This is a genomic window from Shimazuella alba (genome assembly GCF_009831235.1).
In the GTDB taxonomy this organism is placed as follows: domain Bacteria; phylum Bacillota; class Bacilli; order Thermoactinomycetales; family Thermoactinomycetaceae; genus Shimazuella; species Shimazuella alba.
This window is the reverse complement of record NZ_WUUL01000004.1, coordinates 1-12288: the sequence shown is the minus strand read 5'-3', so window position 1 is coordinate 12288 and position 12288 is coordinate 1. Positions and strand designations below refer to the sequence as shown.

The 12288-nt window shown below is 38.1% G+C and carries 9 protein-coding genes and 1 pseudogene; 4 read left to right on the top strand and 6 right to left on the bottom strand.

The features are described from left to right. The first annotated feature begins 182 nt into the window (after positions 1-182). The 3 genes and pseudogenes from GSM42_RS06875 to GSM42_RS06865 all read left to right on the top strand — a co-directional run bounded on the left by GSM42_RS06875 (position 183) and on the right by GSM42_RS06865 (position 2923). Positions 183-1349 carry a glycosyl hydrolase family 18 protein gene (locus GSM42_RS06875; protein ID WP_160800819.1) on the top strand — a complete coding sequence of 389 codons (1167 nt, stop codon included), beginning with the start codon at positions 183-185 and terminating at the stop codon, positions 1347-1349. 404 nt (positions 1350-1753) lie between these two features. Further along, a pseudogene (locus GSM42_RS06870) lies at positions 1754-2111 on the top strand (hypothetical protein). Between the two features lie 533 nt (positions 2112-2644). Continuing rightward, positions 2645-2923, top strand: coding sequence for a hypothetical protein (locus GSM42_RS06865; RefSeq protein WP_160800818.1), 279 nt, complete (start codon positions 2645-2647; stop codon positions 2921-2923). A 398-nt stretch (positions 2924-3321) separates the two neighbouring features. Here the strand turns inward: GSM42_RS06865 and GSM42_RS06860 are convergent, their stop codons facing one another. From GSM42_RS06860 to GSM42_RS06850, 3 genes are all read right to left on the bottom strand, one after another. Beyond that, a complete protein-coding gene (locus GSM42_RS06860; RefSeq protein WP_160801102.1) occupies positions 3322-4002 on the bottom strand; it encodes a glycosyltransferase family protein in 681 nt (226 codons plus the stop codon). A 77-nt stretch (positions 4003-4079) separates the two neighbouring features. Then, a complete protein-coding gene (locus GSM42_RS06855) occupies positions 4080-4763 on the bottom strand; it encodes a class I SAM-dependent methyltransferase (RefSeq protein ID WP_160800817.1) in 684 nt (227 codons plus the stop codon). Positions 4764-5815: 1052 nt separating this feature from the next. Further along, positions 5816-7339: a recombinase family protein gene (locus tag GSM42_RS06850; RefSeq protein WP_160800816.1), complete on the bottom strand. Its 1524-nt coding sequence runs from the start codon at positions 7337-7339 to the stop codon at positions 5816-5818. Positions 7340-7749: 410 nt separating this feature from the next. Between GSM42_RS06850 and GSM42_RS06845 the strand changes: the two genes are divergently transcribed. Beyond that, a complete protein-coding gene (locus tag GSM42_RS06845; protein ID WP_160800815.1) occupies positions 7750-8844 on the top strand; it encodes a radical SAM protein in 1095 nt (364 codons plus the stop codon). A 1102-nt stretch (positions 8845-9946) separates the two neighbouring features. On the opposite strand, the gene GSM42_RS06840 is transcribed toward GSM42_RS06845, so the two are convergent. The 3 genes from GSM42_RS06840 to GSM42_RS06830 form a co-directional block, all read right to left on the bottom strand. Continuing rightward, positions 9947-10126 (bottom strand): hypothetical protein, encoded by a 180-nt coding sequence (locus GSM42_RS06840; RefSeq protein ID WP_160800814.1) that lies wholly within the window; start codon positions 10124-10126, stop codon positions 9947-9949. A gap of 362 nt (positions 10127-10488) precedes the next feature. Next, complete coding sequence (locus GSM42_RS06835) at positions 10489-10734, bottom strand: DUF4176 domain-containing protein (RefSeq protein WP_160800813.1); 246 nt, start codon at positions 10732-10734, stop codon at positions 10489-10491. 564 nt (positions 10735-11298) lie between these two features. Next, positions 11299-11733, bottom strand: coding sequence for a GNAT family N-acetyltransferase (locus GSM42_RS06830; protein ID WP_160800812.1), 435 nt, complete (start codon positions 11731-11733; stop codon positions 11299-11301). Between the last annotated feature and the right edge of the window lie 555 nt (positions 11734-12288).

Below are 12288 nucleotides of genomic sequence, written 5' to 3'. Positions count from 1 at the left end.
ACAACTCGATTCATTTCTTCTCATCTATTCTTTCCGTTCTTCTTTCCGTTCTACTTTCCATTTCTTGTTTCCAGCTGTTCAAAAGTTGTTTTAAACATCGATTACTATCCGAGTTATATATGGCGAATAAAAAAACAAAATAAGAGAAGTATTATATTTAACAAATAAAAAAGGAGATAAAGATGAGAAAAATTTGTATGATCTGCATTTTATTTATTATGTTATTGCAAGGATGCACGACAAACCCACAAAGCAAGAAGGAAAATCCTTCGAACAATCGGTCTCAATCAAACTTAGAACAAATGACGAGTAGAGGCAGAATGTTACCTGTTAAAAGAGGAGATAATACACTTCCAACTAAAAGAGTAAAAACAGACATTGAGTCTATTGGTTTTTTGGAATCAGTGATCCCAACTCAAGCTGTTAAGGATGTCAAAGAAGCAGCGAAAAATTTGACTTATGTTGCTTTTTTTAGTTATCGTGCTCAAGGCAATGGAGATTTAATTTCGATCAATGATGCTTCCCCTCTGGCAACTACAAAAAAGAAAAATGCAGTGCCGATGTTAGTGATTACTAACTTCGCTAAAGGAAATTTCCAACCAGATATCGCCCATCAGATCTTTACGGATCCAACAGCATCTAAACGGCTGATTCAGAATGTACTTCGTGTCATGAAGGAAAAAGGATATCGAGCCTTAAACGTAGACTTTGAACATATCTACGAAAGAGACAGAGAGTTATACAATGGATTTTTGGCAACTTTATTACCAGAGGTCAAAAAACAAGGATATATAGTATCTACCGCCTTAGCTCCAAAATCTAGTGACAAACAATCTGGTCCTTGGCATGGTGCCCATGATTATGCATTTCATGGAAAAATAGCAGATTTTGTCATCCTCATGACCTATGAATGGGGTTGGACTGGTGGACCCCCAATGGCAGTCTCGCCAATTCCTCAAGTTCGTAAAGTTGTAGATTATGCTGTTTCTAAGATCCCTAGAGAAAAAATCATCATGGGAGCTCCCCTATACGGTTATGACTGGACACTGCCATATAGAAAAGGCGGCCCTAAAGCGAAACGAGTGTCACCTCAGGAATCCGAGATATTCGCTCAAAAAAATTCGCTAAAGATCCAATACAGTAACCGTGATCAAGCTCCCTATTATTTCTACACGGACAAACATAACAAAAAACATGTAATCTGGTATGAAAACAATCAAAGTGCCCAAGCCAAATTTAACTTAATCAAAGAGTACCGACTTCGAGGCATCGCCTATTGGGTTCTTGGTGAAGATTTCCCTGAGAACTGGTCACTGCTCAAAGAAAACTTCAAAATACGAAAGTATTAAAATAAAAAGGTTCTGGCGACTGTCGGAACCTCTTTTTTGTGCATAAATTCTTTTAAAACGTGTAGATTTCTACACGATCATCATACAGCACTATTTCCCTAACTACTTGACGGATTAGGTGTTGCTTATCCTCAAAAGTTATTCGGCAATTTGTTTCGGTGTATAGATTATATCCATCAGATTTTCTTATTCCTTAAAGTGTAACCTTAAAGACGAACAACAATATTAAATGATAAAAACGTATGAAAATCTAGCGTATTTTGTTGCTAAACTGAAAGATTGCGTAAATGTTGTACGATTATGATAGTTATCTTTGAGTGATGAGATAAAAAAATAATGGAGCTTGTAAAATCAGATTTTTAACGAAAAATAATTAAGAAACAAAGAAAGGACAGCAACTTAACATGGAAAACGTATCACATATAGATAAATTGGAATCAATCTACAATCTACAATCAGTAAACTCGAAAATGCCTTGTCCAAGATGACTCAGAAAGGTGCAAATACTACATTAGTAAAAAAAGACTCAATGCTATGTATGTCAGTTTAGCCATACTAGAAAACGTCTGGAATCAAAGACCTCATCATTACACTCAGGAAGATTTAGCGGAAGCTCGCAATGTTCTTACTGGTTTATTTCCATCAATTGAGAACAATTATGCTAAGTCAAAGACAGGTAGTCCCCAAAAAACGCTTTTAGAAAAAAGAATTAAAGCATTGGAATTAACTGTTCAAGCGATTGACGATCTTTCCAATGAATAACTTACCTTCTACTTTGCGGTCTATGGTAGGAACCGTGCGCCCATGAGGCTTGAATATCTTTACTGCCGATGGCAGTCTCACTGGAGTAAATGTGAATAAAGCAGCGTCTTACCATCACCCGAAAGGACTGAGGGGACAGCAGCATGACGTGAAAAAGGCTTGTGAGTTCTAGCACTGTGAACAAGATGCAAGTCAGCTAGGCTACATATGGTGAAAGCTACACTGCTTGAATCCCAGTTACGGCGGATAGCACCATGTCCCTTGGGAAAAGTGCTGAAACCCATGACTTGGTACTACTAGGTTAAGGGTTCTGACTTAGTAGAACTCCTACCAAGAGCCAACCACAAGGAGTGGATAGTGATGAACGGGACACCTACGTGTAGAGCGAGACATTCAGGCTACTTGGGGATGACCTAAGTCCCGCAAGGGATAAGGTCACGGAGTGATCATAGTACTCGAATGCTCTTCGTAATGGAAGAGACATGGAGAAGGATCACAGGAAACGAGCTTTTACTCAAATCGAAGTGACTCGGATGAGTCATCAGCTCCGAAGAGGTAGAAGCACTATTCAGGTAAATAGCGTTTCTGGAGAGCCGTATGCGGTGAAAGCTGCACGTACGGTTCGGGAAGGGGGAGTTGATGCGCTACTAGCGCTTGGCTCCCTACTTCACCTGTCACTTGGCCAACAAGAAAACATCTCACCCCTCTTCAGGGAATTCTACCATGGGCAGTACATCCTGAATCAGGGTGCGGATATGCGAAAGAAGCACTTCACACAATCCGAACATCTGCTGAGTTCGAACGAAATTTGATTCGTCAGAGAACAGGGACAGGACGAGCTGCGGCTCATACAAGAAGGCAGTTAGGTGATCAATCTGAGAAATTAGGAGATGGAAGGAAGAGAAAATGATCAAATCACTTGCTGCAAATAACCCCTCCATTAAAGATATTGCTGAAATAATGGAGATCTACCGTACCATTGTTTATCACTATCTAGCAAGTAAAAATAGCCACTCTACACTTTAACTATCTAATTAATTCTAGAGTGGCTCCTCCATGTGCCCCATACCACAAAGATTTTACAGAATAGAAAATTTGGATCTGTATCATTACTATGCATGTTATTATGAGTGGATTGAACTAACCAGACAACATTGGTTTTGATCCTGTTCCTCCTGCCAAAATAATACTCCTCAATCCTAATTCCCCTTTAAATCGGGATTAGATCATTCATATAGTTCTTTAGAAAAATTTGTTGGTATTTTCCATAGGAAACCGCATCAAACTCATCTCCACTATAGTGAAGACACCACGGTCTCATTTGGTTAGGAACACCAACTAAATAGCCTGCTCTACGAAATTCAAGTGACTGTGAAACATCATAGAAATGAAAGCCATCAAACAAATCATCTCTCCATGGCAAATCATACTGCGTCGCCATAAACAAACCATCTATTGCCTGAACAGAAGTAAAAGGCTTTGGTTCATAAAAACCTTTGTCAAAACTTAATAATTGATAATTTTGTCTTCTATACTCAATAACTTGCCCTACTAAATTTCTCCCTTCCCACCAAATACCATTACTAGGTAAAAATTCACTCCCCGTTACTCCGATTAACCCGAGTTTTTCATTGGATGTAAAAAGAGAAATAAGATCAATAAATAAGTTACGATTGATAAGAAATGTATCTTGGTGTAGATATACTTTATACTTCGCCGGATTTAATATTGCTTGATTATAAGCGCTTGTCATACTTGTCGCAGAATGGATTGGATATATATGAACTTGATACCCTGAAGGAACAACTACATTTTTAATTTGCCTCTCACATTGTGTAAATAACTCTTCATTATTCACACAAACGATCACTAAAATCGTCTTTTCTTTCAACATGATATTCCTTTCTTTTCTGTTTATGAAAACAGATGTTTATACATGTAACAAATAAATCGTTTTCACTGTTTCAATCACACTTTCACTGCTTCAATCACATATTGATAAACAGGTGTTTCCATCATAAATTCATTTCCAATATTATGTTTTCTACAAACTTCATATAAATCTTGAATAATCGGAATATAATTACCATAGGGAGCATATACACGCTCAACTTTATTAATCGAAAAACCCGTATTTGTAAATAGACGCACCATCTCCTTAAACGTAAAGAAACGAATATGTGTTTTATCCATTAATCCAGCTTCTTCATATGTCCAATCTCCGTTAAGCAGAGAAATCACTATTGAAATGTGGGCAGCGTTTGGTATACTTGTTAGGATACTTCCTTCTTTTTTTACATAAGGTTTTACTTTCTTTAAAACAACCCACGGATCAAATAAATGTTCTAGTACGTCTCCAAAAATAATACAATCAAATTGCTCTTTCTCATATGGCAATTCCATTGTTTCTATATTTCCTTGGATTACATGATCCAACTTTCCTTTTGCGATTTGTGCTGCTTCTTCAAAATTTTCAATACCCGAAACCCGTATCCCCTTTTCTTTTATCGCAGCTCCTAATCCCCCTTTAGAACAGCCAATATCAAGAACTTCAGTCCATCCCTTATTTATATGTTTTAACAAATAAGGATTGGCACCTTCATAATAATCATCATTTTTTTCTTTATATAAAGAGGATTCTTTTGTATCCATTGTACTCCCCCTGTACACATTAATTTAGACTCATCGCAATTGATGTGCATCATACTGATGAAACAATGATAGTATAACTGGTTAAATGTGTCGGCTTACGATAACGATCCTTCATTCAAAGGTTGTTGCCCCATATTCAATTTGTAAACTAAATTATCGTTAAAACTGCATCATTGTTTAAAAATAAAATGTTGTAATGTTCCCCACCACCCACATATCATAATTCGTACTCATATCATTATAATTAGGCAGCTGATATTTCATTACTAAAATTTCAAATATTACGCCTATCTTCTAATGTGATTAAAGCAATTATTATTTAAGTGTTTTGGTATATAAACTTATAAAGTTATTTCATTAACATATAAAAAACAACTTGAGTCCTGATGAAGAATACCACACCAACAAAAAAATTCTCATTGGAAAACTAAAAAACCGCTTGATTCGAATGATTTTAGAAGAGGATGATTAGAAAAAGGACATCCTCTATTTGTGTTTGATACAAGAATTACAGCGAAATATTGTACCTATGATAAAAAACTGCTCTGTTCCCAAAAACAAAAAACGAAAAAAGGCAAAGGCTAATCGATATACAAAGGCGAAATGCCGTTGTTTATAAGGGATTTCATTTATACTAACAACATTGAAGCTTGACCTACCTGACAAACCTCAAAAAGGTGGAATAAAGACTTCTCTTACATAGAGATAACATTCAGTTCAGGTAGATGGGTATGTATGTTTGATGTCAAAGAGAGGTAGGAGGTTAGCTGAAAATAGGAGATAAAAAGGAGCTAGGTACACGAGAATGTTCCTCGTGAGCTCATGATCACAGAATAGTCGAGTTGATCTCATATGGTCAACTTAATCGGCCTAATACCAGACGCTCGAAGCGGGTCTGTCCGAGATCAATAAACGGTCCAGCCAGTAAGAGGTCTCGATCTGCAAGAAACAATGGTGGTGTTATACTGGGTTCAACAGATCATGGTGAAACACCACCGCGACTGATTTATGTACTAGATAAAGTCATTTCATGTATTTAGTTACAGATATATCTAAAACGTGTAGATTTCTACACGATCATCATACAGCACTATTTCCCTAACCACTTGGCGGATTAGATGTTGTTTATCCTCGAAAGTAAACTCTTGTTCTCCTTTTTTACTTAAATAGTATTCAGCTGCATCTCGCAATACTTCAGCAGTATAATGATGTTCCTCATCTTGTTTTACTTTCTGCTGTAAACTCAATAACTTTTGTTCCAACTCATTCTCTTTATCCTTTAATTCACGGATAGATTGTTTTATTTCCTCTTCTGTCATATCCTCCTCATCTGCAAATGCAAATAGCTTTAATACCTTTTTCCTTGCCTTTTTCGTCTTTTCAATCTCCCGCTCTAATCTTTCCATTTCTACTTGTTCAAATGTCCCAATTTCATTCTCTGAAATCATTCCATCAGCAATAGTAGCTGTAATCTCATCTGGCTGATCCAACCACTCTAATAACTGATTCCAAACATGTGTATCCAGTTCCTCACACTTCATGTGAAGACCACATCCAGGGTGTTTTGCTCCAGAATAATTTTTCTTATCTGTATACTCAAACTCATATTTACCCCAGTTTTTCGCTTTTCTTCCAGTAAGCGTATTTCCACATTTTCCACAGCGTAATATCCCGCTTAATAAATACGAATATAGGCTCTCTTTGGCAAAACGTCTTCTGGAATCTCTTATTAATTTTTGTGCATGGTGGTAGGTTGCTTCGTCAACTATAGGAGGACAAGGAATTTTAATCCATTCATCTTTTGATCGTAGTTTCATAGATACTTTCTCTTCTTTAGAGCGAAACTGATTACCAAGCATACCTTCTGTATTCCACTTGTTCTGATAAAACTCGCCCATATAAACAGGATTTAGTATGATTTGTCGCACCACTTGCCGATGCCAAACATTCGCTCCTCTTTTAGTTGGAACGCCCTGTGCTGTGAGAAACTTTGCAATACCATTAATACCTTTTACCATATCATTAGGCTTAGTAAATAGATCAAAAATCAATTTTACTACTTTAGCTTCTTCTTCATTGATTTCTAATTGTTCTGTCTGCTTATTGTATGTATAACCGTATATAACAAAATCCCTTAGTACTTTGCCTTGTTTCGCTTTTTCTTTACGTCCTCGACTTGTACGCTCTTTTATTTTTGCTTTTTCAAACTCAGATATTGCACCACGCAGGCTATAAAACAAATTTCCTTCTGGGGTTTTAGCATATTCACCATTTACAAACTCCAACTTGATTTCTTTTTTGTCTAGCTCATCAGTAATGATAAGCTGATTCATTAGTTTTCTTGATAAACGATCTGGATCAAGACAGATAACCTTGTTTATCAATCCTTTTCGTGCATCTTCTCTCAGCTGAGTAAGAGCAGGGCGATCAATAAACTCACCAGAAAAACCATCATCGATATATTCAATGATCTCTGCACTGTTTGCTTTCTTCCGACATTCCTTTATCTGATCCTTGAGACTGAACCCCTTCTTCGCTTGTTCTTCTGTACTCACACGTGCGTAAACTCCAATCAACGCTTAGTTTCTCCCTTCTATACTTATCGATGAGAAAATCGTAACAATTCCGACGGAGTTTATTCGCTAATTCACCTTGTACCATAACAACAAGCATCTCATCACCACCTAATATATAGGTATGCAAGAGATGCTTGTACTACAGCGACATAATTCTGCAAGATCATTTCATTTTTTAGCCAAATCGTATTTCGTGGCAAGAATGTTAGTTTTTAATTTTCTGATTTATTGTTATAATTAATAGGAACACATGGAACAAGCCTATTCGAGTAGCAGAAGGAAATACCTTTTCCTCAGTAGGCGTGACAACCGATCAAAAGGAGTTGATCGGAATCGTGTTCTAGGAATCCAGACAAATCATCTGGAGTTAGCGGATCTCTCTTCGGGAGATTCCAGAACGAAAGGGTATCGTGGTAACTGTTCCAACGCATGTAGAAAAGGACCTCTCCCTCCGAGTGAAGGTCGGTGACGCTTGCGGGCTCACCTGCACCTTCTGTCACAACGAGGGGGTTCCGGTGTCTTCAGACAACCGCAACCTTCTTCCTATCAGTCCCTTCAAAGAAGGGTCTACCCCCATCTGGAAGGATGGTGGGAAGTCGGGTCGACGGTCGATTTACAGCAAGACGAACGGAGTAAACTTCCTTTCCGATCTTGTTGAACCAGACGCTGAGTTTATCGCAGCGCTGAACGCGATTCGAGAGGTATTCGGGACAACGGAAATCCACCTCACGGGTGGAGAACCGACCCTGCACCCCCGAGTCGCCGAAATCGTCCGAGCCGCTACAGAGAACGGCTATGAGGTGGGGATGACCTCCAACGGAGAGAACCCCAAGGCCATTCCGCCGAGTGCGGCAGCGGGTCTGGATCGCGTGAACTTTTCCATTTTCGGAACAACTCCTCAAGAGTTGGCAGAAGTGCAAAACGAAAAGTTCCGCAATGAAAAGCTGGCGGAAGTGAAGCTGAGGTCTTTGGCGAGGAGCATCGACGCGGCTCTCTCCAACGGCGTCAAAGCGAGTGCGAATATCGTCGTCGTCAACCACGACCACATTCCTCGCGTCCATCGCCTACTGGAGCAGTATTCCAGCGAGGTGTCCGTTCGGCTGCTCAACTCACTGGATGATGGTCAAGCATCCATCGATGCTATCCATCAAATCTTCGCCGACCTGAACGCCAAGCCGGTCGCAAACTACGTGACAGCAGGAGTCTCAGGCGCGCGAACCGTGTACGAACTCCCTGACAAAAGGAGGATTCACTTCAAGAAAATCCGAACGGTCCGACTTCCTGACACTTGTCAGGGATGCAGCCTCAATAACCCCATCGACTGCCAAGAAGGCTATTATGGCATGCGACTCTACAAGGCTATGGGGGGAGGTTACGTAGTCGGCATCTGCATTCAGCGGATGGATCTTGTTATGCCTGTGTCGGAGTTCGTCAACAGCCCTCGATGCCAGGAGGTATTGGACTTCAGGGAACAGGAATACCAAGAATTGACCACGGCTAAGTAAGATAGCCGCAAAGCAGGAGGAGAAGAACACCTCCCGCTAACCAGGTTATTCGCTAGTCAATCGTATGATTGCTAAGCGATGAGTAAGCTGACGCTTCGCCTGGGTCCCCCTCTTTCTGAAGAAAGAGGGGGACACTGATTTATGGCGTTATTTCGAATTTGCTAAAAAAACATGTTAAGCGATTTTTTGTCATGAGGATAATATCAATGATGGATTGATGATATGACGAAATTATTTTAATTGATCATTATGTACGTAGAAGACTGTTGTCCAACAGTAAATTGAAACACTCATAGAGATCCACCCAGATATTACGATTTCTGATATCGTCTTTTTCTCCATAAAAGAACGAATCCAGCTTTTGATCGATTCGATGGAAGGATCGTCAACAGCTTGAAGAATTCATTGGTTTTACTTGATTGAATTTGGTTAATATCAATCGTTCATTATCAAGATGAACATAATCAGTATAATCCAATACTCAAAGCTTTGACCACTTACGGCTGATTTTTCTTGTAAGAAGATAAACCATAGTCTCACCCCTCAAGGGGATGAGTATATCAAACAATCTTATTTGTTGATAGAAAAACAGTCCGCCAATTGTTGTATATATATAACAATTGTCTGTTCAATAGGTATTATCATTGTTCGTCTCCGTTCCTCCTCTCATGCAGTTTTGTACGCTTTTGAGTTATTTACTAAGAGACATAATTTCAATCATATTCACACCGTCTCCCATCGTCTCTTTTGAAGTTTATGCGCTTTCAATCTCCTTACGTGCTAATCGAGAATAGTGCTCAATTAATCATTGTTCCATTAACTCCTTTGTGGTTGGGGTTCTGCCTAACTCTTCTGACAGTTGCTTCGCTGTTTGAATTGCTTTTTCTCTAGCCTTTATGTTTGGTTGGAACAAACTAGAAGATTTTTTTGCATCTCTTCACGATGGAATCCTATTTGACGTTTTAACGGTTATAACAATTTCTTGTGGATCATCTTTTATCATGGGAGTAGTTGTGATAAAAATCTCTTGTGCTGGCTCCCATTCGACTCGGAAAAACTCAGGAAGCCCGTCTCCTATTGTCTCTTTTCGTTTTTCTTCTGCCTAACGAGCTTCTTTGATCAATCGTAAATCTGGCTCCTGATCTTCCCATTTCATCCATTCGATTTGCTGAATCGTTTTCTCTTCTTTGATATCTCGCTTGGTTGCTTGTATATGTTCTCTAATACTTTTTTGATAAGGCTTATGACTGTCGACCCAAAGCCATAAAAGTACCGATTCCATCAACCACTTAGCTCCTGATATCCTTAACCCAACGATAGAACCTAAAACAAGATTTTCTTTAGCTAATCCATACATATTAATTCCAGTAACAAAGCTCAAACTAATGAAATACCCAAGTTCCAAGAATATTGGCACATTTCTTTGGGACGTTCGCTTACGACCCCGAATGAATAGAAGTGAACCAAAGAGGATTTCTACAAGTCCAGCCATAAGATACGGATTGTGTCCTAATCCTCTGGCTATCTTGGTTGTGTTTTGGAACGACAAGGCAAACAATAATCACTACTATTCCAAAAACAATCATGTCCAATACTGTTCTTTTTTCATGTTTTATTTTTAATTACTAGATTTTACATTTGGATTTACTGTTCCACATGCCGTTCATAGATGATCTCCGCAATATCCAGATGATTGAAGTGGTAAATACCTTCTTCGATGCCATCAGGTAGCTGAACCCCAATGTAATCCAATGCTTTATAACTGTATTCATTGTCATAACTGTTTTTATATTCCTTTACTTGACGCTTACCAATAATCAAGATTGTATGAATCTCTTCACCTATTTCTGCTTTAACGATTGTTCCCACATTCAACAAAACATCTTTCAACCGTGTACCTCCTAGATGTAAGGCAGCGTTGCTGCCTGTTTTATTGTTTGATAATACTGAAATCAATTTTACCTTTTAGATCGGAGCAATTTCATATTGATCTTGGAGATATAATCGGCCCAAAGAATTGAACGAATTTAATATCAAACGAGCGCCACAATCTTTCATGTATCTATAATAAAAAGAAATAGTCCTAGTAAGTATGGGATTTTCTTTTCATTATGACTTTCATCACACCAAAACATTGAAGAAAAGTGGCACATTGCACCTATTTTGACAAGGATTCGATTTAATGGTACAAGCCGTCTAGAAAACATAACAATTGAACATTTTGGTGAAACATTTATATTACTGGAAATCCTAAAAAAATAGTCAATAAAATAGAACCAATGCCAGGTGATGTACCTTTGAACATTGGCTCTTTAATTTTTTGCATTCCATGTGTGGTTTAATAGTACCCCAAAACGAAATTTTGGGCTTATTTGTAAAAAAGAAGCTCATTTTATCGCTTTGGAGGTATTCATTTTACTTATCTTGACGACAATTGGTCCTATTACAATACAATTATTTAAGCTTCTTTTTAAACCCTTTATGAGTTTGAGAGCTATATCCTGCTGACTCATAGAAATTACATGCATCAAACCTATTACTTTCTGTTACAAGTATCACCTGGGTACAATCCCTATTGGTGGCAATTTCCTCAATCTTGGATATTAATGCTTTCCCAATCCCTTTGTTCCTATAATTTTTATCAACTATCATGTTTTCAAGAACTAAAAAAGGCTTACAATCACCATATAATTCCTCGCATATTACTCCCATAACTGAGCCAATTAGTTTATTATTTTCAATAGCACTGATCAATATGTGTGAGTTATTTTTTTGAAGTTTATTAAACTGGTTATGCATTGTTTCGATACAAGATTCTTCGTTCCAAAATTGACTATATAACTGTGCAAGTTCAGGTATGTCATCTGTAATCATTTCCCTTATAATCATTCTCTTTTGCCTCCTACTGTAACAAAGTCCTTCACATTTTTATGTCTAAAGTCCATTCTTACTATACTAACCAGCCCTCGTTACGTTAACAATAAGGGGGCACGGTACATCGCCATCCAATTAATATACAAAAAATTGAAAGAGATCTATTCTTTCAGTAGACAACTACAAAGGATGGCATTTTCTTCATGAGCCTACTACATCATAAGTTTAATCTATGCATATCTACTCGAAAAGGGAAAGGACTAAGATAAATCTTAATATGTACTTTTCTTCTTTGGATAAAGTTACCCCTATGTTATGAAAACTTAGGAGTCATTCATAAAAGGCGATTTTTAGGGAGAACAATCAAATCACATGGATAAGACCTTCTTACATTCCAACAGACGATCAAGAAGCTATTTCCTTCATCGCACCCAAGCTACTTGGAGAAAAAACAATATTACCCTTATTTGCGTAAAGGATTTGAATGGATGGCACAGCCGTTTGAACTAGAAAACATCTCAATAGGTTTTGGAGAAGATATTTGTATCACAGGTTATCTTAAAAATAGTC

What these genes read in the sequence shown, in the direction of transcription:
- GSM42_RS06875 (WP_160800819.1), top strand. Translation starts at nt 183, where the DNA reads ATGAGAAAAATTTGTATGATCTGCATTTTATTTATTATGTTATTGCAA.
- GSM42_RS06830 (WP_160800812.1), bottom strand. Translation starts at nt 11,733, where the DNA reads ATGATTATAAGGGAAATGATTACAGATGACATACCTGAACTTGCACAG.
- GSM42_RS06855 (WP_160800817.1), bottom strand. Translation starts at nt 4,763, where the DNA reads ATGGATACAAAAGAATCCTCTTTATATAAAGAAAAAAATGATGATTAT.
- GSM42_RS06865 (WP_160800818.1), top strand. Translation starts at nt 2,645, where the DNA reads ATGAGTCATCAGCTCCGAAGAGGTAGAAGCACTATTCAGGTAAATAGC.
- GSM42_RS06840 (WP_160800814.1), bottom strand. Translation starts at nt 10,126, where the DNA reads ATGGAATCGGTACTTTTATGGCTTTGGGTCGACAGTCATAAGCCTTAT.